The following is a 23698-nucleotide window of genomic DNA, read 5'->3' as shown; positions in this document are numbered from 1 at the left end:
CACCTTACCTGTTCGTGGACGTTTGCGCAGCCGCCTGGCCGTCGCTGCGCGCATCGGCGCACGCATCGAAATAAACCGCGAGCCAGACCGTCGGCAGCGCCGGATCGGTCCACGCGACGCGATGCCGGCAATGCGGCGGAATATGCACGTAGTCGCCGGGCAACATGCCATGCCGCACGCTGCCCTGCGCCTCGAACTCCAGCGCCGCCGCGCCCGCGAGCAGCACGACCCATTCGTCGCGCGGATCGTCGTACCAGAAGCCCTCGGGACTCGTCTGCCCGGTCGAGACGATGCGCTCGATCAGCACGCCGTCCTGCTTGAGCAGCGCGTCGAAGCGCTCGTCGCCCGCATAGACGTCGATCGCCGAAAAGAGATTGCCGGTCTTGCCGCAACGCGGCTGCGGCGCGGCCGCGCTCTCGCTCGAGTTCACACTCATGTTCACGCTCGTTTTCAGATTCGCGCTCGTGCTCATTCGAGCGGCCTCAGCCCGTCGAGCAAGGTCGGCACGAGTTCGCTCACCGTGGGATGCACGTGCATCGCATATTGCAACGTCGTATAGGGCACATCGGCCGTCATGATGTCGATGAAGGTATGAATCGCCTCGTCGCCCTCGATGCCGAAGATCGTCGCGCCGAGGATCTTGTGCGTTTGCGCATCGACCAGCGCCTTCATGAAACCCGCCGTCTCGCCACGCTCGCGCGCGCGCCCGACACGCGACATCGGCATCGTCGCGATCAAGGCGGGGCGTTTCGATTCGCGGACTTCGCGCTCGCTCGCGCCCACGCGCGCGAGCGGCGGATCGACGAACACGGCGTAGGCCGGAATGCGCGTGTCGACGCTGCGATGCGCGCCGTCGAGCAGGTTCGCCGCCACGATCTGGTAATCGTCGTACGAGGTGTGCGTGAACGCGCCGCGCCCGTTCACGTCGCCGAGCGCCCACACGCCGTCGACGTTGGTGCGCAACTGCCCGTCGACGGCGATGATGCCGTGGGCGTCGCGCTGGATGCCCGCGGCGTCGAGGCCGAGATCATCGGTATTCGGAATGCGGCCGGTCGCGAACAGCAGATGCGAAACGTCGAGCACGCTGCCGCCGAATTCGATGCGGATGCCGTCCGCGGGCGTCGCGCCGAGCGGCGCCACGCGCTGCGGCGACGCGCCGAAGCGGAACACCACGCCTTCGCGCGCGAGCACGTCCTGCACGGCCTTCGCGACGTCGTCGTCCTCGCGCGTGAGAATGCGCTCGCCGCGCACCAGCACCGTCACCTCGCTGCCGAAGCGGCGGAACATCTGCGCGAATTCGAGCGCGACGTAGCTGCCGCCGCAGATCGCGAGATGCGCGGGCAATTCCGTGAGGTCGAGGATGCCGGTGTTGGTTTCGTACCAGATGCGCTCGAGCCCCGGCACGGGCGGCACGGCGGCGCGCGTGCCAGTGTTGATGAAGATTTCGCCGGCTTCGAGCGATTCCGATTCGCCGTTCGCGGACGTCACGCTCAGCGAATGCGGCCCGGTGAAACGCGCGTGCCCTTGCAGCACGGTGACGTTGTCCGCGTCGCGCAGCCAGCGCTCCACGCCGTCGCGCGACGCACCGATGATGCGATCCTTGCGCGCCTTGATGAAAGCCAGATCGACGCTCACGTCGTCGCGATACGCGCCCAGTGCGCCGCTGCCGATACGCACGCCGTACTCGTCCGCGTGACGCGCCACGTGCGCCGCGCGCGCACAGGCCACGTAGGCTTTCGTCGGCGTGCAGCCGACGTTCACGCAGGTGCCGCCGAACTGCGCGCGCTCAACGATCGCCGTCTTGCGCCCGCTCGCGCCGAGACGCACCGCCAGCGGCGGACCGCTCTGCCCGGTGCCGATCACGATCGCATCGAATCGCTGTGCCATGCCGCTCTCCTTCGTGTGCTTCGTGTGAAGGGTCCAGGACGCGCACGGCGCATGCCGCGCTCGCGCCATCTTACGCCGCGGCTCGCCTGCGCCGCGCGAGCGCGGCCGGCGACGCGGCGTAGCGAAAATCGCGGAAATCGCGGAAATCGGGCAAAAAAAGAGCCGCCTCGGAACATGAGGCGGCTCACAGGGTGACGTCACAACAGCAAACGGGCGATGCCGCTGCACGTCGGGGGGGGAAACCAAGGGACGTCGACGCAGGGCTATGTCGATGCAGGGGGGGTCAGTGCACGCGCTCGACCTCGACGGTCGCGACGCAGCCGCGGCTCGCGCACCAGAGTTCGCGCGAACGCTGCACGGCGGCGCGCGCGCCGCGCGTGGCGACCATGAAGCCGACCTGGCTCATGTTGAAGTCGAGCGACACCATCAGCTGCATGAGGTCCACCATCGGCAGGACCAGGGCTGGCTGATAAAGTTGTCGTTCGATAAAGGATTTCATGACGGCTCCCGCTGTAGCCGCCGCGTCTGCATGACGCAGCGGCGATTCCATGGATGCCATTCTAGGAATGTAGCGTCCGCCGATAAATGGGCTGGACGCGAAGTCACTTGTCGTCAAACGCGAACAATCGTCGCAGCGGTTGCAGGGCGCACCGCGCGCACCCCGCTCCATCCGCCCGCGTGCTCACTCCAGCGGCGTCGCCACGAATTCCGGCAGCGCCTCGGCGCGCAACGACAGCGCAGCCAGCGCCGGATAGCGCGCCGGATCGGCCGTGCCCGGCAGGATGTGCTGCGTGAAACGCCACGCGACCGCCGCCGTGATATCGGCCTGGGTGATCCGGCCCGCGCACAGCCAGCCCTCGCGGCCGCTCACGAGGCGCTCCAGCTCCGCGTAAGCCGCGTGCATCTGCGCGTGGACACGCTCGAACCACGGCTCGTGCTGACGTTCCCCGGGACGCAACTGGCGCTCGTACACCTGCTGCACGGTCTTTTCCATCGCCGCCAGCGCGAAACCGTTCACGCGCAGCGCGAACGTGCGCTCCTGCGTCTCCTGCGGCATCAGGCGGCGCGCAGCCGGCACCTTGTGATCGAGGAAATCGAGGATCAGCGTCGAGTCGATCAGCATCGTGCCGTCGTCGTCGATGAAAGTCGGCGCCTTGACGACCGGATTGATCTTCGCGAACGCGTCGTAGTGCCGGAACACCGACACGCTCTGATGCTCGAACGGCAGCCCGAGCACATGCAGCGAGATCGCCACGCGGCGCACGTAGGGGGAATCCATCATGCCAATCAACTGCATTGTTCACCTCGCTCGAAAAAAGGACCGGACCATCGATGGTGCAGCATCGAGCGCCTGTTTTCAAGCCGGATTGACGGCGCGCAAAGCACTGGATCAAATCGGGGCGAAGCCGGCTTGTCAGCCGCTCGATTTTTCGTCGAAATTGCTCAGGCCATCTGATTATCCCTTCAGCTTGATTCCGATTTTCCGTAGGAAATCAGGTGCCGAATGTGTCGATAGCGTCGATTACGTGGCGGAAAGGCGCGGAGGATTTTGCATTTTTAGCGTGCCCGTCGCGCGAAAACAGGCACGCAAACTGCCGTGTCGACGTGTCGCGCGCGCCGGATGTCCGCAAGGCGCAAGATTCGTTAGCTGACGTTGCACGTGACGCGACGCGGCAATGTTGCGGCGCAATGACGGCGCCGCCGGAACGCCCGCCAGGCGCGAGTCCGCGCCCATCAAGGCGCACCGGCTCGCACGCCGCAACCGCAGGATGCCGAACCATTAATCACCCTGCATTTACAGGGCTTTTCGCACGCCGCATGTGTTGCAGTGCATCGCCGGGAAACTCCTGGATTCGTACGTCGTAAGCCTGAGCTAGTCTGATTGCACTAGGAGACGAAATCATGAGACAAGCATTCAATGTTGGCATCGTCATCGTCCTCGCGCTCCTCCTCGGGAACCGCGTTCTGACTCGCGTGCAGGCGCACGAGGGCAGCACGGTCAGCTGCTCGAAGGGCTCCGAGCTCGTGCGGCTCGAAGCGCTCGCGCGCGGCTTCACGTCCCTCGGCGCGCGCAGTCAGGGAGAAAACTTCCTCTCGTCGTGCCTCGTGTCCGGTCAGGCTCAGGTCGGCAAGGTCGTCGCGCGCGACTGACGCTTCACGCACGACACGGTCTGCTTGCTGCCGGAACCGTCCAGCGGATCACCCCGCTGGATCGGGCGCCTGGCGGCGAGCGGCTGGCGCGCTGCGCTCTCGTCCGGGCCAAACCGCGCGAAACGTTTCGTGACGGTCCGGCTTAAGCGCTCGCCGTGCCCGCTTGCTAGCAGTCGGCGCGCTCGCGCCTCCCCTCTCCCGCGGCGTTTGCGCGCGCCGCGCAGCATCGCCCCTCGCTCACTCCCTTAATTCCGCCCGCTTGCCCAGTTACGCGTACCGCTCGCTTCGGCGCGCGCTCATGCCGCATGTTAGAGAACCTTTCTTTCGGGTTGCCAATGCGCGCGGATGGCAGCGACAATGGTGCGCAATCTGGAGGAAGTTCATGAAAGGAAGGATCCTGCTGCTTGGCGTCAGCATGCTGACGGCGTGTACGTCAGTCACCGGCGTCAATTCGCGTCAGGATGGTCATCTTTCTGTCACGAGCCGCGCGCGCTGGGATTTCGTCTCCTGGAACCACGTGCGAAGCGCCAGCCTCAAGGAAGCGCAGGCCTATTGCCAGAAGCGCAAGAAGGAAATGCATGCCGTCGAAGTCCATAGCGAGGGGCTACGAGGCCTTACCACTCAATCAGTAGAAGTAATCTTCGACTGCATCTGAAATCGCCTCCCTTCCGCCTCAAAGCCCCGTCCCACAAGCCTTTCCGCTGGTAAGCACGCGGTTTTTTCCGCAGGTTCTTGCGCGCGTGCAATAGTTTGTTGTCGTTCTCCCTCATATTCAAAGCGCATGCCCGGGGTACACTTACCTAACACTTTGTTACGGTTTGTCTTAACTCGTATCATGCTTACCGCCTTTTTCATCGCGTCGCCGCTCGCCATTGCCGCTTTGTTCGGTTTTGCGCGGCTCGTGAATCCGCACACCGGTCAGATCGGCAACCGCTGATCGCTCTGGATCGTTCGCCCGGCGGCTTGCGTCGGGATGGGGGATCGCGCTGGCGCGCGGCCCGACGATCCGGCGATTTCGCGATTTCTGCAATGACGCGGTTTTCGATGCCGCAGCGCGCCGGGCGCCAAGGGGCGCTTCGCTCGATCTTCCTGCGTTTGCGCCCGTTCGCCGGTAGGCCAGTTTCCTTCTCATCGACTTCCCGCCGACTTTTCGCGCGCGCAAACAAAAAACCCGCGAAGCGTGACGCTATCGCGGGTTTCATGATTCCAGCGGAATCCACTGGAACAACATCTGGTGCCGGGGACCGGACTCGAACCGGCAAGCCGTGAGGCGGCGGATTTTCGTCACACTACGTCTTTCGACGCCACCCGCTCATCGTAGCGGGCGTTCGTGCGCTGGACTATGCCTTCGCCGTCGCCGTGCGCCGCGTGCCGCTTTCGCGTGACACGCCGCGCCAACCTTAGGCGCCCCCCGTCTAGTCTCTACACCTTCCGCGCCGGCGCATCACGCGCCAACCGGCTTGGCTCGGCGTTGCCTCGGTGCCCGCAGGCCCAGGGGGTTCGCCGAATTTGAGGGGTTCTGCACCGGCCGTTTCCGGCTGGGCACTCAATTTATTTTTAAGTCCGCTATGTTTACCAATTTCATCACCCCGGCAGGGCGGACGCGATTCTACCATTGCGCCGCGCCCCTCCCAAGCGCGCGCCCGTCATCGCGCCGTCATACGCGCTTCCCATAATCGGCCCGTCGAAAACGTTTACATCGCCCGGGCCTCCCGCATGACGCCAACCATCAAGGATGTCGCCGCACACGCCGGCTTCTCGATCGCCACGGTTTCGCGGGCGATCAACGCGCCGCACACGGTCAATCCGGTCACGCTCGCCCGCGTGCGCGAGGCGATCGACGCGCTCAAGTTCATCCCCAGCCCGCTCGGCCGCCAGTTGCGCGGCGAGCGCACACGCCTGATCGGCGTGGTGCTGCCGACGCTCGCGAATCCGGTGTTCGCGGAGTGTCTGCAAGGCATCGACGAACTGGCGTCCGCGCAAGGCTTCCGTCTCATGCTGATGACGACGCAATACGACGCCCAGCGCGAGCGCCACGCGATCGAAACGTTGCGCGCGCAACGCGTCGAGGGCCTGATTCTGACCGTCGCCGACGCGGACACGCATCCGCTCCTCGACGAACTCGACGCCGACGGCCCGCTCTACGTGCTCATGCACAACGACACGAAGCGCCGTCCGTCGGTCTCGGTCGACAATCATCAGGCCGCGTTCGACGGCGTGCGCACGCTGATCGCGCATGGGCATCGGCGCATCCTGATGCTCGCGGGCACGCTCGCCGCCTCCGACCGCGCGCGCCAGCGCCACGCCGGTTACGCGCAGGCGATGGAACAGGCGGGCCTCACGCCCGCACCCGCGCTCGAAATCGATTTCAACACGGCGGAACTTGCGCCTTCGGTGCTCGCGCATCTGACGAGCGGCCCGTCGCGGCCCACTGCGCTCTTTTGCAGCAACGACCTGCTCGCGATGGTGGTGATGCGCGGCCTGCGCCGCGCGCGCATGCGCGTGCCGCAAGACATGTCGATTCTCGGCTTCGACGGCCTCGCGGTGAGCGAGCTGCTCGCGCCGCCGCTCGCGAGCATCGGCACGCCCAATGGCGAGATCGGCCGCTCGGCGTGGCAGCGTCTGATGGCGCGCATCGGCGGCGAATATGCGGGTCCGTCGCTCGGGCTCACGCTGCCGCACACGCTGCGCGAGGGCGGCACGATCGCGGCCATCGCCAACGTGACGCACTCGGGTTCGCTGCAGCGCGCGCGCGGCAGCATCGTGTCGTAATCCGGTTCGGCATCGATCGGTCTTCGTCCGCCGTCGCTTTTCGTAGCCGACGTCCGGCACGTAAGGAACGTACGGGACGTACCCGAAGCACACGACACCCACACGGCCAGCGGGCCGCACGACGCATTCACGCGCGCGGCCCGAACGCCCACCCACTAACGCTTATCCACGCCCTTCCGACCCGGAGACCCGACGTGACTCGCCGCTTCGCTTTCGCCAGTCCGCTTTCCTCGGCCATGCGGCCAACGCAGCCCACGCCGATCGGCACGCTCGCCGCCCTCGCCCGCCGCGCCGCGGCCACGCTCGGCCTCGCGCTCACGCTCGCGGCAGGCCTGGCCGCGCCGACGCTCGCGCACGCCGACGCCACCGCGATCTGCTACAACTGCCCGCCCGAATGGGCCGACTGGGCCGGCCAGATCCAGGCGATCCAGCGCAAGACCGGCATCCGCGTGCCGTTCGACAACAAGAACTCGGGCCAGTCGATCGCCCAGTTGATGGCCGAGCAGAAAAGCCCGGTCGCCGACGTGGTGTATCTCGGCGTGTCGTCGGCGTTCCAGGCGAAGGACAAAGGCGTGATCGCGCCGTACAAGCCCGCGCACTGGGACGACATTCCGGCCAACCTCAAAGACCCGCAAGGCTACTGGTTCGCGATCCACTCGGGCACGCTCGGCTTCTTCGTCAACAAGGACGCGCTCGACGGCAAGCCGGTGCCGCGCTCGTGGGCCGACCTGCTCAAGCCCGAATACAAAGGCATGATCGGCTACCTCGATCCGTCGAGCGCCTTCGTGGGCTATGCGGGCGCCGTGGCCGTGAATCTCGCGCTCGGGGGCACGCTCGACAACTTCCAGCCCGCCATCGAGTGGTTCAGCAAGCTCAAGGCCAACCAGCCGATCGTGCCGAAGCAGACTGCCTACGCGCGCGTGCTCTCGGGCGAGATTCCGATCCTGCTCGACTACGACTTCGACGCCTATCGCGCGAAGTACAAGGATCACGCCAACGTCGAATTCGTGATTCCGAAGGAAGGCACGATCTCGGTGCCCTACGTGATGAGCCTCGTGAAGAACGCGCCGCACGCCGACAACGGCAAGAAGGTGCTCGATTTCGTGCTCTCCGACGAAGGCCAGAAGCTCTGGGCCGACGCGTATCTGCGCCCCGTGCGCGCGAACGCGCTGTCGCCTGAAGCGGCCGCGAAGTTCCTGCCCGCGAGCGATTACGCGCGCGCCAAACCGGTCGATTTCGCGAAGATGGCCGCGCAGCAGCAGCGTTTCGGCGAGCGCTATCTGCAGGTCATGCACTGAGCGCGCCGTAGCCAACACGTTCGTCCCCATTCGCCCTGTCATGCACGATCTCACGTTTCCCCTGCGCTGGCGCGTGGCGCTCGTCGCGCCCGCGCTCGCGATCTTTCTCGCGTTCTGGCTGCTGCCGATGGTCGCGCTCGTCCAGGTCAGCGCCGACGGCCATCTGTTCGCCACCTACGCCGCGCTGCTGAGCAACGGCCGCTACATGAGCGCGCTGCTCTCGACCGTGCTGCTCTCCGCGGCGGTCACGGCGGCGACACTCGCGATCTCGACGATCTGCGGCCTGCTGCTCGCGCGCCGACGTTTCGCGGGACGCCGCGCGCTGGTCGCGCTGCTGACGTTTCCGCTCGCGTTTCCGGGCGTGGTGGTCGGCTTCATGGTGATCATGCTCGCGGGCCGCCAGGGCCTGATCGGCGCACTCGCGCTGCGCTTCACGGGCGAGCGCTGGGTGTTCGCCTATTCGATGGCGGGCCTCTTCGCAGGCTATCTCTACTTCTCGATTCCGCGCGTGATCGTCACGGTGATGGCGGTCGCGGGCCAGCTCGACGCCTCGCTCGAAGAGGCCGCGCGTTCGCTCGGCGCGTCGCCGTGGCGCGTGATGCGCGACGTGATCCTGCCCGCGCTCGCGCCAGGCCTGATCGCAGCCGGCGCGGTGTGCTTCGCGACGGCGATGGGCGCCTTCGGCACCGCGTTCACGCTCGCCACCGACATCGACGTGCTGCCGATGACGATCTACACCGAGTTCACGCTCAACGCGAACATGGTGACGGCGGCGGGTCTGTCGATCGTGCTCGGCGCCGTGACGTGGGCCGTGCTGACGCTCGCGCGCAGCCTCACGGGCGCCTCGGTGGCGGCGACCGCATGAGCCGTTTGCATCGAGCCGCCCTCAGCACGTCATCGACACCATCCGAAAGACGCATCGAACGACGCATGAACGCGATCGCCACGCCCGCTTCCTCCTTGCCGCCCGCCACGCGGCGCAAACGCCTCGCGTGGCCCGGCGCGCGCGCGTGGCTCGCCGCCGCGCAATGGGCCGTCACGCTCGCCACCTGCGCGTTCCTCGTGGTGCCCGTCGTGATGTCGATCCTCGCGGGCCTCACCGTCAACTATTTTCGCGGCGTGGCGAGCGGCCTCACGTTGCGCTGGCTCGATCAGGTCTGGACGCAGTATCACGACTCGGTATTCCTCTCGCTCGAAGTCGCGGCCGCCACGCTCGCCGTCACGCTCGTCGCGGGCGTGCCTGCCGGCTACGCGCTCGCGCGCAGCCGCACGCGCCTCTCGCGCGTGATCGAGGAACTGCTCGTGATGCCCGTCGCGCTGCCCGGCCTCGCTTCGGCGCTCGCGCTGCTGGTGGTCTACAGCGGCTTTTCCGCGTTCCGCATGAGCGCGGCCTTCATCGTGGTCGGCCACGTGGTGTTCACGCTGCCCTTCATGGTGCGGCCCGTGGCGGCCGTGTGCGCGTCCAGCGATCTGCGCACGCTCGAAGAAGGCGCGGCGAGCCTCGGCGCGACCTTCGTGCAGCGCTTCGTCACGATCGTGCTGCCGAACGCGCGGCCCGGCATCGTCGCGGGCGCGCTCGCGGTGCTCACGCTCTCGATCGGCGAATTCAATCTCACGTGGATGCTGCACACGCCCGACACCAAGACACTGCCCGTCGGTCTCGCCGATACCTACGCCTCGCTGCGCATCGAAGTGGGCAGCGCCTACACGATCCTGTTTTTCATCATGACGATGCCGCTGCTGGTGGCGATGCAGTGGCTCGGCGTGGACACGAACGGCGGTAATACAAAGCGTGCGACCGCCGCACCATCCACGCATAGTGAGGATGCCGAATGAAACTCGACTCGATTCCCATCACGCTCACGCACTGCGCGAAAACCTTTCGCGGCACGCGCGTGCTGGAGCCGCTCGACCTGAGCATCGGCGCGGGCGAGACGCTCGTGCTGCTCGGCCCGTCGGGCTGCGGCAAGACCACGACGCTGCGCCTGATCGCCGGACTGGAAACGCCCGACGCGGGCGGCCGCGTGGCATTCGGCGACGACGACGTCACCGCCCTGCCCATCGAGCGCCGCAAGGTCGGCATGGTGTTCCAGAACTACGCGCTGTTCCCGAATCTCAACGTGCGCGGCAACATCGGCTACGGTCTGAAGATTCAGCGCGTGAGCGGCGCGGCCGCGCGCGAACGCGTCGACGAACTGCTCGCGATGATGCGTCTCGAAGCGCACGCCGACAAACCCATCTCGCAGCTTTCCGGCGGCCAGCGCCAGCGCGTCGCGCTCGCTCGCGCACTCGCGCCGCGCCCGCGCGTGCTGCTGCTCGACGAACCGCTGACCGCGCTCGACGCGCGCCTGCGCGACACTTTGCGCGGCGAGATGAACACGCTGTTGCGCGATCTCGGCGTGACGACCGTCTACGTCACGCACGACCAGGCCGAGGCGATGGAGCTGGGCGACCGCATCGTCGTGATGAGCCACGGCCGCATCGAGCAGATCGGCACGCCGCGCGACATCTACTACCGCCCGGCGAGCCGCGCGGTCGCGCAGTTCATCGGCACGCTCAATCGCCTCGCGGGCGAGTGGCGCGACGGCATGCTGCGCACCACGGGCGGCGCGGTGCACGCGCCGGGCAACGCCCGGAACGGCGCGAACGAACTCTTTTTCCGCCCCGAGGACGCCACGCTCGCCGATCCCGCTGCCGCCGCGCTGCGCGGCACGATCGAGCAGTCGACGTTTCTCGGCGAACGCACGCGCCTGACGATCGGCGGCGCCGCGCCCGATGCGCTGTTCATCGACGTGGCGGGCCGCATCGAACTCGCGCGCGGCACGCCTGTCGGCATCGCCATCGCGCCCGACGCGCTGATCGCGCTCGCGTAACTTTTACAACCGAGGTCATCCATGCTGCTCGCCCAGATCAGCGATCTGCACATCAAGCCGCCGGGCGCGCTCGCCTACCGGCGCGTCGATACCGCCGCGCAGCTCGCGCGCACCATTGCGCGACTCAACGCGCTCGCGCCGCGTCCCGACGCGGTGCTCATCACCGGCGATCTCGTCGATTGCGGGAGCGCCGACGAGTATCGGCACCTGAAAACGCTGCTCGACACGCTGGAGATTCCGTACTGGCTGCTGATCGGCAATCACGATGGCCGTGAGGGCTTGCGCGAGGTATTCGCCGATCGCACCGAACTGCACGCGCAGCAACCCGGCGATTTCGTGCAATACGCCGTCGATCTCGGTCCGCTGCGCGTGATCGCGCTCGATTCGATGCAGCCGGGCCGCAGCGGCGGCACGCTCTGCGAAGCGCGCCTCGGCTGGCTCGCACAGCAGCTCGACGCCGCGCGCGGCCGGCCGGTGATCGTCGCGCTCCATCATCCGCCGTTCGATTGCGGCATCGCGCACATGGACGCGATCCGCCTCGACGAACCCGCGGCCCGCGCGCTCGAAGCGCTGATCGCGCAGCATCCGAACGTGGAGCGCGTGCTCTGCGGCCACGTCCACCGGCCGATGTTCGTGCGCTTCGGCGGCACCATCGCGAGCGCGGTGCCCGCGCCCGCGCATCAGGTCACGCTCGATCTCGCGCCCGACGCGCCCTCCTCGTTCACGCTCGAACCGCCCGCGTTCGCGCTGCACCGCTACGACGCCGCGCGCGGCATCGTCACGCATCACGCCTATGTCGAGGCCTCGGACGGCCCGTATCCGTTCCACGAGCCGTCGGGCGCGCTGATCGTCTGATCCCCGTCAGCGCGCCGGACCCGCGCCAGCAGAAACCCCGGCGCTCCGGTATGATCGGCACGCCCGGCCCCGCGCCGGTCTGCCCTTTACGTATCGGGCCCTTCCGCCGCGAACGGCCGCCCCAGCGCCCATGTCCACACCCGAATCCGCATCCGCCGGCGAAAGCCGGTCGCTGCGCGGCCTCCTGCTTCTGCTCGCGACCATCGCGGGCATTTCGGTCGCGAACATCTATTACAACCAGCCGCTGCTCGACGACTTCCGCCAAGCCTTCCCGGGCGGCGCGGCATGGATCGGCGCGGTGCCCGCCGCGACGCAGCTCGGCTACGCCGCCGGCATGCTGCTGCTCGCGCCGCTCGGCGACCGCTTCGACCGCCGCCGCATCATCCTCATGCAGACCGGTCTGCTCTGCTGCGCGCTGCTCGTCGCGACGACCGCGCCCACGCTGCCCGTGCTGATCGGCGCGAGCCTGGCCATGGGCGTGCTCTCGACGATCGCGCAGCAAGCCGTGCCGTTCGCCGCCGAACTCGCGCCGCCCGAAGGACGCGGCCACGCGGTCGGCACCGTCATGAGCGGCCTTCTGATCGGCATTCTGCTCGCGCGGACCGCCGCCGGTTTCGTCGGACAGTACTTCGGCTGGCGCTCGGTGTTCGGCGCGTCGATCGTGGTGCTGCTCTGCCTCGCCGTGGTCATCGTCAAGAAGCTGCCGAAAAGTCAGCCGACTTCGACGCTCAGCTACGGCAAGCTGCTCGGTTCGATGTGGCATCTCGCGGTGGAATTGCGCGGGCTGCGCGAAGCCTCGGCGACGGGCGCCTGCCTGTTCGCCGCGTTCAGCCTGTTCTGGCCCGTGCTCACGCTGCTGCTCGCGGGCGAGCCGTTCCATCTCGGTCCGCAGGTCGCGGGGCTGTTCGGCATCGTCGGTGCCGCGGGCGCGCTGGCCGCGCCGTGGGCCGGACGCTCGGCGGACAAGCGCGGGCCGCGCGCGGTCATCACGATGTCGATCGGCTTGATGGCGCTCGCGTTCGTGATCTTCGCGTTCTCGGGCAAGAGCCTGATCGGGCTCGTGATCGGCGTCGTGGTGCTCGACGTCGGCGTGCAGGCCGCGCAGATCTCGAACCAATCGCGCATCTACGCGCTGCGGCCCGAGGCGCGCAGCCGCGTGAACACCGTGTTCATGGTCTGCTATTTCATCGGCGGCGCGACGGGATCGGCCGTGGGCGCGGCGACGTGGCATGCGTTCGGCTGGATCGGCGTGTGCGTGGCGGGCCTCGGCTTCACCGCACTGGCCGCGTGGGTGCATTACGCCACGCGCCCGCGCGTGAACGCGAGCGCGCAGACTTCCTGACGATCATTGCCTGACGACCCCGGCGGGCGACGCGCCTACTTGCCCGCATCGAGCAGATCGGTCATGTCGTCGGCATGTTCCTCCTCGACGGCGAGAATCTCCTCGAAGATGCGCCGCGTGGTGGTGTCGCTGTCGCCGAGGTAATGAATGATCGCGCGATAACTCTCGATCGCAATACGCTCGGCGATCAGATTCTCGCGGATCATGTCGTGCAGATCCTTGCCCTCCTTGTACTCGGAATGCGAGTGCTCGACGAGGTGCGAAGGCGAAAAATCCGGCGCGCCGCCGAGCTGCACGATGCGCGCGGCCAGCATGTCCGCGTGCTGTTCCTCCTGAGTGGCGTGTTCGAGAAACTCGGCCGCCACCGACTCCGATTCGATCCCCTTCGCCATGAAGTAGTGCCGCTTGTAACGCAGCACGCAGACAAGCTCGGTGGCGAGCGAATCGTTGAGGAGCTTGAGCACGGTTTCGCGGTCCGCGCCGTAGCCCGGCGTGACCGGGCCTTGCTCCAGATTGCGCCGCGCATCCTCGCGCACGCGTTTCAGATCGATCTCAAACGAAGCGTGTGACTTCGACATCTGACTCTCCTTCGAACGGTTGGCAGGCTGACGAGCATTCGTGCGCGGTGACTCTGCGCGCCCTCCTCGCTGGTGTCCCCCAAATTGCCCAAACTTCTCGACATGGGTTACTGACGGGTTACTGATGCGGCGATAGGCATTGCGCAAGCAGCGGACCCGAGCGCGTGCGCGCGTCGCCGCGAAATGCGAGAAAAGCCCTTGAAACAAGGGCTCGGCATGAAGATGGGATGAGGAGAAACGGCGTCAGGCACGCCGCGTGCTGAAGGAGGATTCCCTTAATCGTGGAGGAATCCCTCATGAAACGCCTGATTGCCTTGCTTCTCGTTGCCGCGTCGGCTGCGGCACTGGCCGCCTGCAACACCGTGGCGGGCGCTGGCCAGGATATTTCTTCCGGTGGTCACGCCATTTCGAACACCGCGGAGCAGGCGAAGTAAGCGGCGGACCGCGATGAAAAACGGCTGCGGGTTCCGTTCACCACGCGCCGTTTTTCATCCTTTTTTATGGCCGATTTCGGAAGAAATTCGAAAACCTGGCAATCCGAACGATCAATCTACGTCGCCGATTGAACCGCTTCGATTCAGGCCGATTCAGTTCGTTCGGCGACGGTCGTCGAAGATGAACGAGAGCCCGACGCTGCCAAGAATCAGCACGGTCGCGACGATCGTGCCCGTGGTGATCGGCTCGCCGAGCATCACCGCGCCCAACGCGACCGCCACCACCGGATTCACATACATGCAGCTACTCGCGACGAGCGGGCTCGTCTGGCGAATCAGATAGCCATAGGCGACATACGCGGCCATCGTGCCGATCAGCATCAGATAGACGAAGGCGACGAACGGCAGGAAATGCAGCGTGCCCATGCGCTCGCCGGTGATCCACGCGACCAGCGTCGAAATCGCGCCGCCGAGGCCGATCTGCAAGGCCGTGGCGATAAACAGGTCGGACGGCAATTCGAGCCGTCCCGCCAGATGCGCGCCGACCGCCCAGAACAACGCGCCGCCGAGAATCGCGAGCGAGCCGCCCGCCGTGCCGCTTGCGGCGCCGCCGTGACTCAGGATGGCGATGCCGACGAGCCCGAGCGCGACCGCCGCCCACTCGCCTTTCGCGACGCGCCGTCCGGCTGCGGCGGCGATCAGCGTGGCGAACAAGGGAACGGTGGCGACCATCACAGCCGCCGTGCCGGTGCCGACCGTGCGCATGCCGTACGCCAGCATGCCGCTCGACAGCCCGACCAGCAGCGTGCCGACGACGCCTGCGTTGCGCACCTGCGCGAGCGTCGGCATGACGGGACGCCGCCGCATCGCGAACACGAACAGGCCGATGCCCGCCAGCAGGTTGCGCAGGCCCGACAGCAGCAGCGGCGGAAACGAGCCGAGCGCAACATGCACGCCGAGGTAAGTCGAACCCCAGACGAAGTAGACGACGGCCAGCGAGAGCGCGACGCGGCCGCTGCGCGTCTGCGGCAGACGCATGGCACGCGCGCTGCGCCAGCACCAGGCGCCGGCCCGCATCAACGCCTGAAGGAGCCCTTGCGCGAGCGACAAAGCAGTCTGGCCGGAAGGCAAACGGGGCATCATCGTCAATGCTCCGTGGCGGCGCTGAAGGGGGGAAGGACGAAGCACGGGCATCCCGCCGAACGTGGGACGGGACGAGCAAAGCGCGACGGCATGATGGAGGCGGCGAACGGAGCGAGAGTGCGAGAGAGCGTGCCGATGAGGGCGAAGCTGAACGCGCCCGAAACACGATTGAAAGCTCGAACGGGCGCCACGCATTATGCAACAAGGTGCTTCATTGCGGACGACGCGCGTCGGCTTTATGCGCGGGGGCGCTGCGTGCGCGCAACGGTGTGAGTATCCGCGCGAAAAACGGCATCGGTCCGGCCGCCCTCGCCCCGCTTTTCTGAGACCGTGCTAGGATGATGAATCCTTTCGATTTACTTTCATCCACTTTTCTCTGTTCGTCGAAACCGATGCGCCAGCCGCCCTCGATCCTCGCCGCCTGCCCGCCGTCGCGCCCTGCGGGCGGTGCGGTCGCGCGTGTTCGGGCGGCGCAGGCCAATGCGGCGCAAGCCCGCCCATCGGCCCGACGACGTCTGCGTCAACCCACCGGCATCCGCGCCCCGCACGCCACCGCCCGGCGCCCGCGCTGAACTCCCCTCCGCTTCTGGAGCCGTTCGGCCAGGCTCCGGGCCGAACGATCCTCGACTTCATCCTTTCACTTTTCCGGATCGCCGGGAGAACCGCCATGTCCAAGAAAATCCGTTACCTGACCGAACTCGATCTCGCCCGCCTCGAAAAATGCGCCGCCGAACCGGGCGCCGCGCCCGCGCGCCAGGCGATGCTCGACGAACTGCTCGAACGCGCCGAGATCGTCGACCCGCACAAGGTCGCCTCGAACGTCGTCACCATGAACTCGCAGGTCACGCTCGTGAGCGAACGCACGGGCGAGCCGGTGACGTTCACGGTCGTCTATCCGGCGGGCGCGAATGTCGAAGCCGGACGGCTGAACGTGTTCTCGCCCGCCGGTCTCGCGCTGCTCGGCGCGAAGCGCGGCGACACCGTGCGCTTCACGCCGCCGAGCGGCGCCGTCGAAACGCTCAAGATCGATCGCATCCTGTTTCAGCCCGAAGCCGCCGACAATTTTTCGCTGTAATCGCGCACGGATTTTTGCCGTCCATCGCTGGCGCGTCGCTCTCTTCCCGTCGTTCCTTTTACCGTTTTTTCGCTGCTTTTTCACCACTGCGCGCGACGCGAAATGCGCGCGCATCGCTATATGAGCGCGCGCGCGAAACCCGCCGCGCTTAGCGCATCGCGTGCGAATTCGCACTTGCCAGATCGTCGCAGCGCGGTGTATCGTTTGGCCTGCTTACGCGGGGGTCCTGCGTCATGCGCCGCTTCGAATCCTTCATACGAAGAGTCGAGCTGCGTATTTCGCGGGTGAGAAATACCCTTTGAACCTGATCTGGATAATGCCAGCGCAGGGAAGCGTCCGGACTTCGCAGCACCATCGCCTTGCTTCATCCATCAAAGCGAAGTCCGTCCACGTTCCGTCTCGTCTCCTGCTAAGCCGTTGTTCCCCCACTGCTTCATGGAGAGAGAGACGCATGAACGCGAATCCCAAGTTCATTTCCGCTACCGCGCACGTCGACGAAGCCGCGATCGCGCCGCTGCCCAATTCCCGCAAGATCTACGTCACCGGCTCGCAGCCCGATATCCGCGTGCCGATGCGTGAGATCACGCAGGCCGATACGCCCACGGGCTTCGGCGGCGAGAAGAATCCGCCGGTCTATGTCTACGACACCTCGGGTCCGTACACCGATCCCGAAGCGAAGATCGACATCCGCGCGGGTCTGCCCGCGCTGCGCCAGGCATGGATCGAAAAGCGCGGCGACACCGAATCGCTGCCGGGCCTCTCCTCCGACTTCGGCCGCGAGCGCGCCGCCGATCCGGCCACGGCCGAACTGCGTTTCCCGGGCCTGCACCGCACGCCGCGCCGCGCCAAGGCCGGCAAGAACGTCACGCAGATGCACTACGCGCGTCAGGGCATCATCACGCCCGAGATGGAGTACATCGCGATCCGCGAAAACCAGCGCCGCGCCGAGTACCTCGAAAGCCTGAAGTCGAGCGGCCCGAACGGCGCGAAGCTCGCGGCGATGATGGGCCGCCAGCATCCGGGCCAGGCGTTCGGTGCAGCCGCATTCGGCGCCGACGCGCTCAAGGAGATCACGCCCGAATTCGTGCGCGACGAGATCGCACGCGGCCGCGCGATCATCCCCGCGAACATCAACCACCCGGAAAGCGAACCGATGATCATCGGCCGCAACTTCCTCGTGAAGATCAACGCGAACATCGGCAATTCGGCGGTCACGTCGTCGATCGGCGAGGAAGTCGACAAAATGACGTGGGCGATTCGCTGGGGCGGCGACACGGTCATGGATCTGTCGACGGGCAAGCACATTCACGAAACGCGCGAGTGGATCATCCGCAATTCGCCGGTGCCGATCGGCACGGTGCCGATCTATCAGGCGCTCGAAAAGGTCAACGGCAAGGCCGAAGACCTCACGTGGGAAATGTTCCGCGACACGCTGATCGAGCAGGCCGAACAGGGCGTCGATTACTTCACGATTCACGCGGGCGTGCGTCTGCAATACGTGCCGCTCACGGCCAACCGCATGACGGGCATCGTCTCGCGCGGCGGCTCGATCATGGCCAAGTGGTGCCTCGCACACCATAAGGAATCCTTCATTTATGAGCATTTCGAAGAGATCTGCGAAATCATGAAGGAATACGACGTGAGCTTCTCGCTCGGCGACGGCCTGCGTCCGGGCTCGATCTACGACGCCAACGACGAAGCGCAGCTCGGCGAACTGAAGACGCTCGGCGAACTCACGCAGATCGCGTGGAAGCACGACGTGCAGGTGATGATCGAAGGCCCCGGCCACGTGCCGATGCAGCTCATCAAGGAGAACATGGATCTCCAGCTCGACTGGTGCAAGGAAGCGCCCTTCTACACGCTCGGGCCGCTGACCACCGACATCGCGCCGGGCTACGACCACATCACCTCGGGCATCGGCGCGGCGATGATCGGCTGGTTCGGCACGGCGATGCTCTGCTACGTCACGCCGAAGGAGCACCTCGGCCTGCCGAACAAGGACGACGTGAAGGAAGGCATCATCACGTACAAGCTCGCGGCGCACGCGGCCGATCTCGCGAAGGGTCATCCGGGCGCGCAGGTGCGCGACAACGCGCTCTCGAAGGCGCGTTTCGAGTTCCGTTGGGAAGACCAGTTCAATCTCGGTCTCGACCCGGACAAGGCGCGTGAATTCCACGACGAAACGCTGCCGAAGGACTCGGCGAAGGTCGCGCATTTCTGCTCGATGTGCGGCCCGCATTTCTGCTCGATGAAGATCACGCAGGACGTGCGCGACTTCGCGGCCAAGCAAGGCATGAGCGACGACGAGGCCCTGAAAAAAGGCATGGAAGTGAAGGCCGTCGAGTTCGTGAAGCAAGGCGCGGAGATTTATCAGCGTCAGTAAGCCCCATCGAAGCGACGTTCGTTGCTTCGCTGCGCCGCACGATGACGATTGATCGTCACAACCGTCGTGCGGCGCATCGATACATTTTCTAACGACTCCGACAACTCGCTGACAAGCGCACACACCCTGATACGCGGCGCGTGGCTAGGATGGGTGTACTGGAGGTGCGGATCGGGCCTGGGATGTGCGGCGAGATCGGCATCGCATAGCTGATCTCAGCGATCTCAGGGAGTCGAAAAATGAACACGTTCGCCCATACCCGCACCCTGCTCACGGCCGCCGCGCTGGTCGCCGTGATCGGCAGCCTCAGCGCTTGCGACAACATGTCCCGACGCGATCGCGACACCGCCATCGGCGCGGGTGTCGGCGGCGCGGCGGGCGCCGTGATCGGTGGCAGCGCGCTGTCGACGGTGGGCGGCGCGGCGGTCGGCGGCATTATCGGCAATCAGGTCGGCAAGTAAGCGCGTGTAATCCGCGGACGCCCACAACAAAAACACCATCGACAGGCAAAACGCCGGCAGTGCCGGTTTCAGAGAGGATGCGCGGCGCATGTTCCCATCGGGGCATGCGCCGCGCTGGTTTTGGGCGATGTGATGCGCGGGGGCAATTGCGGATTCAATCGTGGAAGCAATCGCCCGAAATAATCGGTGACGCGCGTGCAATACGCCACGCGGACAACGCGAGTAAGCTCAATCGACTACGCCGCGATCCGCACCGGCACGGAGTCCGCCATGCCACGCACGTCCGCATCCGCCTCGAACTCGTCTTCGTTGTGCCGCGCCGCCGCTGCGGCATGTGCGGCCGCCGCGCTGCTCGCGCTGTCGGGCTGCTATTACTACGCGCCGTATGGCTATGCGCCGTACTCGCCTTACTACTACGGCGCGGTACCCGCCGCAGGGACGCAGCAGGAAACCTCGCCCTATCCCACCGCGCAATCGCCACAAGCGACACATGCGGCTCAAGCAGCCTACGCCGCGCCGCCCAACCCCGCGCCCGCCGCGATTCCCGACGCGCAGTATCCGGGTTCGCTCACGGCCACCGCGCCCGTGTGGCCGGTCTGGCCGGCGTATTACCCTGCCTACCCGGCCTATCCCGCGTACTACCCGTATCCCGCCTGGGGCTGGGGCGCGCCAGCGATCTCGTTCGGCTTCGGCTACTGGAGCGGCGGCAGCGGGCACCGGCATCGCTGATCGCTCAGCAACGCCCGTCACCGACCGGCATCACCGCCCGGCCCGCGCCGCCCCGCCCGCGCACGACCGTACTTTCCCTCCTTGACGCTCCGCGCCCATTTTCTATCCTGCTTATGGGCATCGGGGATTGAAGCACTGCCTTACTAAATTCGCCCGCCTCCGCGACGATACCCGCGACGACGCCCGCGCGCCGCCCGCCCCGCCGACGCCACGCCCGGCCCACCTTTGCGCCCGCGCATCGATGCGCCGATACGAACCAGCACAAAGGAGACGTCATGTTTCATCAGCTGTTGACACCCATCGGCAACTCGCTGTTCCTGTCGTTCATCGTGGCTGTCCTGCCGATCGCCGTGGTGCTCGTCCTGCTCGGCTGGGCGCGCCGCCCCGCGTGGCAGGCTTCGCTCGCGGGCCTCGTGGTCGGGCTGATCGTGGCCATCGCGGGCTGGCAGTTCCCGGTCAATCTGGCGGTCAGCGCGGTGCTCAACGGCGTGGTGTTCGCGCTGTGGCCGGTCATGTGGATCGTCGTCACGGCGATCCTGCTCTACAACATCGCGCTGCGCTCGGGGCGCTTCGCGGCCTTCCGCATGTGGCTGCTCGACAATCTGCCGAACGACCGGCGCATCGTGCTCGTGGTGGTGGGCTTCTCGTTCGGCGCGCTGTTCGAAGGCATTTCGGGCTTCGGCACACCGATCGCGATCACGAGTTCGCTGCTGATCATGCTCGGCTTCCCGACGCTCGAAGCGCTCACCTTCACGCTGATCTTCAACACCGCGCCGGTGGCGTTCGGCGCGCTCGGCGTGCCGATCACGGTGCTCGGCGCGGTCACGCACCTGCCCGCCGACGTGCTCGGCCAGATGGTCGGCCGCCAGCTGCCGTTCTTCGCGCTGCTGCTGCCGTTCTATGTGATCGCCATCTACGCGGGTGTGGGCGGCATGCTGCGCATCTGGCCGGTGCTGCTGGTCTCGGGCGGCAGCTTTGCGATCACGCAGTTCATCACGGCCAACTTCATCAACTACAGCCTGACCGACGTGCTGTCCTCGCTCGTCTCGCTGATCCTCACCATCGTGTTTCTGCGCGTCTGGAAGCCCGCGCCCGACCCTGCCTTCGAGATCAAGGTCGACCGCGCGAAGGAAGTGCGCGGCGACATCTCGGGCGCGCAGGGCTGGTATCCGTGGATCATCGTGGCCGTCGTGGTGATCCTCTGGACCGTCGCCAAGGTGTTCGCGATCGGCGACGTGAAGGTGCCGTGGCCGGGCCTCGACAAGGCGGTCTTCATCACGCTCTACAAGACGCCGTACGGCGCGATCTGGGACTTCCAGCCGCTCGCCACGGGCACCGCCATTCTGGTCGCGGCGATCATCACGGCCTTCGTCGTGCGCCTGAAGCCCGCGGACTTCGGCGGCGCGATCGTCGATACCTGGGTGCAGACGCGCATCGCCATTCTCACGGTGGCGACCATCGTCGGGCTCGCGTTTCTGATGAACTACTCGGGCCTCACCTACACGCTCGGCCTGGGCGTGGCGTCAGTGGGCGCGTTCTTTCCGCTCGTGTCCGCGTTCCTCGGCTGGGTCGCCGTGTTCCTCTCGGGCAGCGACACGTCGGGCAACGCGCTGTTCGGCAATCTGCAGGTGGTGGCCGCGCAGCAGCTCAACCTCAATCCCGTGCTGATGGCGGCGACCAACTCGTCGGGCGGCGTGATGGGCAAGATGATCTCGCCGCAAAACATCGCGACGGGCGTCGCGACCACCGAACTCAAGGGCAAGGAAGGCCACGTGTTCGCGCGCACCTTCAAGCATTCGATCCTGATGACGGTGCTGCTCGGCCTGCTCGTGTGGCTCCAGCAGAACGTCTTCACGTGGATGATTCCGCCGCATTGAGCGCGCCCTCTGCGTGATATCGCGGAGCAAAGAAAAAGCCCGCCTGCTGGATGCAGGCGGGCTTTTTTAATGCATTCGCGTCGGGCGAAGGCAGTGAGCAGAAGGCGGCGAATATCCGCCTTCGTGCGGCTTAGTGCAGTTCTTCGACCATCAGGCCCATGATCTCGCGCGCCGGGCGCGACGAGTCGATCTGACCGTTGTCGTCGACCACGGCGATGCGGGTCTGGTTCTCGGTCACGGCGCGCACGTTCACCTTGTACTGCTTGGCGATCTTTTCCTTGCGGCCATGGAAGATCTGGTTCCAGAAGCCCTGTTCCGCCGACGTCATATCCTGCGGATCGACGTAACGCACGTAGTACATGCCCTTCGCGCGGTCGCGGTCGTCCACGGTGAAGTTGGCGCGGTCGAGCGCGATGCCCACACGCAGCCACGCGCGGTCATACGGCTCGCCGAGCGTAAGCTCGGTCGACGTGTACTGACCCGACGTGTTCGCCGACGACTTGCCCGGCTGGCTCTGGCCCACCGCTGCCACGTTCTGCGCGGCGATGGCGGCCGCTGCCGCGTCCGGCGCCTTCGACTTCGCGTCCTTGGCGTTGGCCTTGGCGTCGACGTCCTTCGCGACCTGCGCGTCGGGCACGCCCGGCTTCGCGTTGGCGAGCGTCATCATCAGGCGCTTCAGGTATTCCTGCTCGAGCGCCGGATCGTTGGGCTTCGGCACCCACTTGCTGGTCTCGTTGTTGGTACCCGACAGCTGCTCGCTCAAGCCCTTCTGGCTGATGAACACGTAGGTGCCGCCGGTGGGCGACGTTTCGAGACGCGTGCGGTACTTGTTGCGCTCGGCCGTGACATACGAGTTGCCCGTGGCCCACGACAGCGTGTTGCGGATCAGGCCGTCGTTGATCTTCGGATGGGTTTCGTTCCAGTCCGTTTCCATCACGCCCTTGTCGCGCTGGTCGACCACCAGCAGGAAGCCCTGTTCCTGCCAGAAGCGGCGCACCTGGGCCCAGACGTCGGCGGGCGTGCGGCTGTCGATGACGAGCCAGCTTTCCGTACCGTCGCGCTGGATGTGCATGCCCGGCACCTGCGGCAGCACCTGGGTCTGCTGGTCGGCCGCGGGCGCATCGCTCTGGACCTGCTTGAGCGTGGACAGCGAGGCCTCGCCGCCCTGCGGCGGCACCGAACGCTGGTCGGACGTTTCGTCCAGCAGATTCGGCGGTACAGCCAGCGACGCCTGCTTCGCCTTGGCGTCGCTGCGGTAATCGATCTTGTTCGGCGACGGCGAACTGCAGCCGGCGACCAACCCGCCCGCCATCAGGAGCGCAAAGGCGCGTGCGGCAAGACGTTGATGAAAATCACTCATGTTCGGGTAATCCCTTCGGCTTAGGCCACGTCCGGTTTCGTGGATCAACCAAACATTTTACCGGCGAGTCGCCGTGCTGTGCAAAAAGCCGGAGGCGGCTACGCCGCGCGACAAGCTTTCTGCGCGTGCCACGGCCCGTCCGCGCGGGCTGCGCGAGCCATTCGTGCGATCAAATTAACGTTTCTCAACATTCGGTAAGGCTTGCCGATCCGCGCAATTCGGTCGACTTTTCCTTACGAATCAATCGCCTGCGGCGCCTATCGAGATTGATTCGAGTTTGCGCGCTGCGGTGTCGCCTGCGCGGCAGGCTTGCCCGGAACGGCTCGGTGCTACTTTTCCCAAAAATAAGAAAAACATCTCGAAAAAGAGTCAAACGGAGAGAATCATGACAATTTGCAGCCTCAACCAGGCGGGTCGCGCCGCGGCCGCCGCCTGCGTCGTCGCGTGCGTTGCCGCTCTGCCCGGCGCGGCGCGCGCCGC

Annotated in this window: 25 protein-coding genes and 1 riboswitch; of the genes, 16 read left to right on the top strand and 9 right to left on the bottom strand. The window is 66.2% G+C overall.

The window, feature by feature from the left end:
• Positions 1-4: 4 nt before the first annotated feature.
• The 4 genes from LDO54_RS31165 to LDO54_RS31150 form a co-directional block, all read right to left on the bottom strand.
• Positions 5-436, bottom strand: coding sequence for a cupin domain-containing protein (locus LDO54_RS31165; RefSeq protein WP_224015324.1), 432 nt, complete (start codon positions 434-436; stop codon positions 5-7).
• 32 nt (positions 437-468) lie between these two features.
• Complete coding sequence (locus LDO54_RS31160) at positions 469-1887, bottom strand: FAD-containing oxidoreductase (protein WP_224015322.1); 1419 nt, start codon at positions 1885-1887, stop codon at positions 469-471.
• Between the two features lie 283 nt (positions 1888-2170).
• Positions 2171-2386: a hypothetical protein gene (locus tag LDO54_RS31155; protein ID WP_224015319.1), complete on the bottom strand. Its 216-nt coding sequence runs from the start codon at positions 2384-2386 to the stop codon at positions 2171-2173.
• 183 nt (positions 2387-2569) lie between these two features.
• Positions 2570-3184: a glutathione S-transferase family protein gene (locus tag LDO54_RS31150; protein WP_224015318.1), complete on the bottom strand. Its 615-nt coding sequence runs from the start codon at positions 3182-3184 to the stop codon at positions 2570-2572.
• Here LDO54_RS31150 and LDO54_RS31145 point away from each other — a divergent pair.
• From LDO54_RS31145 to LDO54_RS31135, 3 genes are all read left to right on the top strand, one after another.
• Positions 3168-3539: a hypothetical protein gene (locus LDO54_RS31145; protein ID WP_224015316.1), complete on the top strand. Its 372-nt coding sequence runs from the start codon at positions 3168-3170 to the stop codon at positions 3537-3539. The genes LDO54_RS31150 and LDO54_RS31145 overlap by 17 nt on opposite strands.
• A gap of 250 nt (positions 3540-3789) precedes the next feature.
• A complete protein-coding gene (locus LDO54_RS31140) occupies positions 3790-4038 on the top strand; it encodes a hypothetical protein (RefSeq protein WP_224015314.1) in 249 nt (82 codons plus the stop codon).
• A gap of 382 nt (positions 4039-4420) precedes the next feature.
• Positions 4421-4693: a hypothetical protein gene (locus tag LDO54_RS31135; protein ID WP_224015312.1), complete on the top strand. Its 273-nt coding sequence runs from the start codon at positions 4421-4423 to the stop codon at positions 4691-4693.
• Between the two features lie 168 nt (positions 4694-4861).
• Here LDO54_RS31135 and LDO54_RS31130 read toward each other — a convergent pair whose 3' ends face one another.
• Positions 4862-5170 (bottom strand): hypothetical protein, encoded by a 309-nt coding sequence (locus tag LDO54_RS31130; protein ID WP_224015310.1) that lies wholly within the window; start codon positions 5168-5170, stop codon positions 4862-4864.
• A 584-nt stretch (positions 5171-5754) separates the two neighbouring features.
• Here LDO54_RS31130 and LDO54_RS31125 point away from each other — a divergent pair.
• The 7 genes from LDO54_RS31125 to LDO54_RS31095 all read left to right on the top strand — a co-directional run bounded on the left by LDO54_RS31125 (position 5755) and on the right by LDO54_RS31095 (position 13178).
• Positions 5755-6810, top strand: a complete 1056-nt coding sequence (locus LDO54_RS31125; protein WP_224015308.1) for a substrate-binding domain-containing protein — start codon at positions 5755-5757, stop codon at positions 6808-6810.
• A gap of 236 nt (positions 6811-7046) precedes the next feature.
• A complete protein-coding gene (locus tag LDO54_RS31120; protein WP_224015371.1) occupies positions 7047-8108 on the top strand; it encodes an ABC transporter substrate-binding protein in 1062 nt (353 codons plus the stop codon).
• 40 nt (positions 8109-8148) lie between these two features.
• Positions 8149-8973, top strand: a complete 825-nt coding sequence (locus LDO54_RS31115; RefSeq protein ID WP_224015306.1) for an ABC transporter permease — start codon at positions 8149-8151, stop codon at positions 8971-8973.
• Between the two features lie 65 nt (positions 8974-9038).
• On the top strand, positions 9039-9944 hold the full coding sequence (locus LDO54_RS31110; RefSeq protein ID WP_224015304.1) for an ABC transporter permease: 906 nt from the start codon (positions 9039-9041) through the stop codon (positions 9942-9944).
• Positions 9941-10981 carry an ABC transporter ATP-binding protein gene (locus LDO54_RS31105; protein WP_224015302.1) on the top strand — a complete coding sequence of 347 codons (1041 nt, stop codon included), beginning with the start codon at positions 9941-9943 and terminating at the stop codon, positions 10979-10981. The genes LDO54_RS31110 and LDO54_RS31105 overlap by 4 nt, the downstream gene beginning before the upstream one ends.
• A gap of 21 nt (positions 10982-11002) precedes the next feature.
• A complete protein-coding gene (locus LDO54_RS31100) occupies positions 11003-11836 on the top strand; it encodes a phosphodiesterase (RefSeq protein ID WP_224015300.1) in 834 nt (277 codons plus the stop codon).
• A gap of 130 nt (positions 11837-11966) precedes the next feature.
• Positions 11967-13178 carry an MFS transporter gene (locus LDO54_RS31095; protein WP_224015298.1) on the top strand — a complete coding sequence of 404 codons (1212 nt, stop codon included), beginning with the start codon at positions 11967-11969 and terminating at the stop codon, positions 13176-13178.
• 35 nt (positions 13179-13213) lie between these two features.
• Here the strand turns inward: LDO54_RS31095 and LDO54_RS31090 are convergent, their stop codons facing one another.
• Positions 13214-13756, bottom strand: coding sequence for a ferritin-like domain-containing protein (locus tag LDO54_RS31090; RefSeq protein WP_224015296.1), 543 nt, complete (start codon positions 13754-13756; stop codon positions 13214-13216).
• Positions 13757-14052: 296 nt separating this feature from the next.
• Between LDO54_RS31090 and LDO54_RS31085 the strand changes: the two genes are divergently transcribed.
• Positions 14053-14190, top strand: coding sequence for an entericidin A/B family lipoprotein (locus LDO54_RS31085; protein ID WP_074984383.1), 138 nt, complete (start codon positions 14053-14055; stop codon positions 14188-14190).
• A gap of 153 nt (positions 14191-14343) precedes the next feature.
• Here LDO54_RS31085 and LDO54_RS31080 read toward each other — a convergent pair whose 3' ends face one another.
• Complete coding sequence (locus LDO54_RS31080) at positions 14344-15267, bottom strand: EamA family transporter (protein WP_224015369.1); 924 nt, start codon at positions 15265-15267, stop codon at positions 14344-14346.
• A 733-nt stretch (positions 15268-16000) separates the two neighbouring features.
• Here LDO54_RS31080 and LDO54_RS31075 point away from each other — a divergent pair.
• The 5 genes from LDO54_RS31075 (at position 16001) to LDO54_RS31055 (ending at position 21858) form a co-directional block, all read left to right on the top strand.
• Positions 16001-16408: a GreA/GreB family elongation factor gene (locus LDO54_RS31075; protein WP_224015294.1), complete on the top strand. Its 408-nt coding sequence runs from the start codon at positions 16001-16003 to the stop codon at positions 16406-16408.
• Positions 16409-16617: 209 nt separating this feature from the next.
• Positions 16618-16757: riboswitch (TPP riboswitch) on the top strand.
• 102 nt (positions 16758-16859) lie between these two features.
• The gene (gene thiC / locus LDO54_RS31070; RefSeq protein ID WP_224015292.1) at positions 16860-18791 is read left to right on the top strand and encodes a phosphomethylpyrimidine synthase ThiC; all 1932 of its coding nucleotides are present in this window, start codon (positions 16860-16862) and stop codon (positions 18789-18791) included.
• A 239-nt stretch (positions 18792-19030) separates the two neighbouring features.
• A complete protein-coding gene (locus LDO54_RS31065) occupies positions 19031-19252 on the top strand; it encodes a glycine zipper 2TM domain-containing protein (protein WP_224015290.1) in 222 nt (73 codons plus the stop codon).
• 270 nt (positions 19253-19522) lie between these two features.
• Positions 19523-19981, top strand: coding sequence for a hypothetical protein (locus LDO54_RS31060; RefSeq protein WP_224015288.1), 459 nt, complete (start codon positions 19523-19525; stop codon positions 19979-19981).
• A gap of 275 nt (positions 19982-20256) precedes the next feature.
• Positions 20257-21858: an L-lactate permease gene (locus tag LDO54_RS31055; protein ID WP_224015286.1), complete on the top strand. Its 1602-nt coding sequence runs from the start codon at positions 20257-20259 to the stop codon at positions 21856-21858.
• Positions 21859-21988: 130 nt separating this feature from the next.
• Here LDO54_RS31055 and bamC read toward each other — a convergent pair whose 3' ends face one another.
• Together bamC and LDO54_RS31045 are read right to left on the bottom strand one after the other, a co-directional pair.
• On the bottom strand, positions 21989-23218 hold the full coding sequence (bamC, locus tag LDO54_RS31050) for an outer membrane protein assembly factor BamC (RefSeq protein ID WP_224015284.1): 1230 nt from the start codon (positions 23216-23218) through the stop codon (positions 21989-21991).
• A gap of 184 nt (positions 23219-23402) precedes the next feature.
• The coding region (locus LDO54_RS31045) for a hypothetical protein (RefSeq protein ID WP_224015282.1) at positions 23403-23698 on the bottom strand (296 nt) is incomplete at its 5' end.

It is taken from the genome of Paraburkholderia tropica, assembly GCF_914484835.1.
In the GTDB taxonomy this organism is placed as follows: Bacteria; Pseudomonadota; Gammaproteobacteria; order Burkholderiales; family Burkholderiaceae; genus Paraburkholderia; species Paraburkholderia tropica_A.
Note: the sequence above shows the minus strand (reverse complement) of the source record. Positions and strands in the feature narration are given on the sequence as shown.

Coding starts and splice junctions, on each gene's coding strand:
- LDO54_RS31130 (WP_224015310.1), bottom strand. CDS start 5,170: ATGAGAAGGAAACTGGCCTACCGGCGAACGGGCGCAAACGCAGGAAGA.
- LDO54_RS31135 (WP_224015312.1), top strand. CDS start 4,421: ATGAAAGGAAGGATCCTGCTGCTTGGCGTCAGCATGCTGACGGCGTGT.
- LDO54_RS31110 (WP_224015304.1), top strand. CDS start 9,039: ATGAACGCGATCGCCACGCCCGCTTCCTCCTTGCCGCCCGCCACGCGG.
- LDO54_RS31165 (WP_224015324.1), bottom strand. CDS start 436: ATGAGTGTGAACTCGAGCGAGAGCGCGGCCGCGCCGCAGCCGCGTTGC.
- LDO54_RS31145 (WP_224015316.1), top strand. CDS start 3,168: ATGCCAATCAACTGCATTGTTCACCTCGCTCGAAAAAAGGACCGGACC.
- LDO54_RS31080 (WP_224015369.1), bottom strand. CDS start 15,267: ATGCGGGCCGGCGCCTGGTGCTGGCGCAGCGCGCGTGCCATGCGTCTG.
- LDO54_RS31105 (WP_224015302.1), top strand. CDS start 9,941: ATGAAACTCGACTCGATTCCCATCACGCTCACGCACTGCGCGAAAACC.
- LDO54_RS31090 (WP_224015296.1), bottom strand. CDS start 13,756: ATGTCGAAGTCACACGCTTCGTTTGAGATCGATCTGAAACGCGTGCGC.
- LDO54_RS31115 (WP_224015306.1), top strand. CDS start 8,149: ATGCACGATCTCACGTTTCCCCTGCGCTGGCGCGTGGCGCTCGTCGCG.
- LDO54_RS31055 (WP_224015286.1), top strand. CDS start 20,257: ATGTTTCATCAGCTGTTGACACCCATCGGCAACTCGCTGTTCCTGTCG.
- bamC (WP_224015284.1), bottom strand. CDS start 23,218: ATGAGTGATTTTCATCAACGTCTTGCCGCACGCGCCTTTGCGCTCCTG.
- LDO54_RS31155 (WP_224015319.1), bottom strand. CDS start 2,386: ATGAAATCCTTTATCGAACGACAACTTTATCAGCCAGCCCTGGTCCTG.
- LDO54_RS31065 (WP_224015290.1), top strand. CDS start 19,031: ATGAACACGTTCGCCCATACCCGCACCCTGCTCACGGCCGCCGCGCTG.
- LDO54_RS31060 (WP_224015288.1), top strand. CDS start 19,523: ATGCCACGCACGTCCGCATCCGCCTCGAACTCGTCTTCGTTGTGCCGC.
- thiC (WP_224015292.1), top strand. CDS start 16,860: ATGAACGCGAATCCCAAGTTCATTTCCGCTACCGCGCACGTCGACGAA.
- LDO54_RS31150 (WP_224015318.1), bottom strand. CDS start 3,184: ATGCAGTTGATTGGCATGATGGATTCCCCCTACGTGCGCCGCGTGGCG.
- LDO54_RS31125 (WP_224015308.1), top strand. CDS start 5,755: ATGACGCCAACCATCAAGGATGTCGCCGCACACGCCGGCTTCTCGATC.
- LDO54_RS31095 (WP_224015298.1), top strand. CDS start 11,967: ATGTCCACACCCGAATCCGCATCCGCCGGCGAAAGCCGGTCGCTGCGC.
- LDO54_RS31140 (WP_224015314.1), top strand. CDS start 3,790: ATGAGACAAGCATTCAATGTTGGCATCGTCATCGTCCTCGCGCTCCTC.
- LDO54_RS31100 (WP_224015300.1), top strand. CDS start 11,003: ATGCTGCTCGCCCAGATCAGCGATCTGCACATCAAGCCGCCGGGCGCG.
- LDO54_RS31120 (WP_224015371.1), top strand. CDS start 7,047: ATGCGGCCAACGCAGCCCACGCCGATCGGCACGCTCGCCGCCCTCGCC.
- LDO54_RS31075 (WP_224015294.1), top strand. CDS start 16,001: ATGTCCAAGAAAATCCGTTACCTGACCGAACTCGATCTCGCCCGCCTC.
- LDO54_RS31085 (WP_074984383.1), top strand. CDS start 14,053: ATGAAACGCCTGATTGCCTTGCTTCTCGTTGCCGCGTCGGCTGCGGCA.
- LDO54_RS31160 (WP_224015322.1), bottom strand. CDS start 1,887: ATGGCACAGCGATTCGATGCGATCGTGATCGGCACCGGGCAGAGCGGT.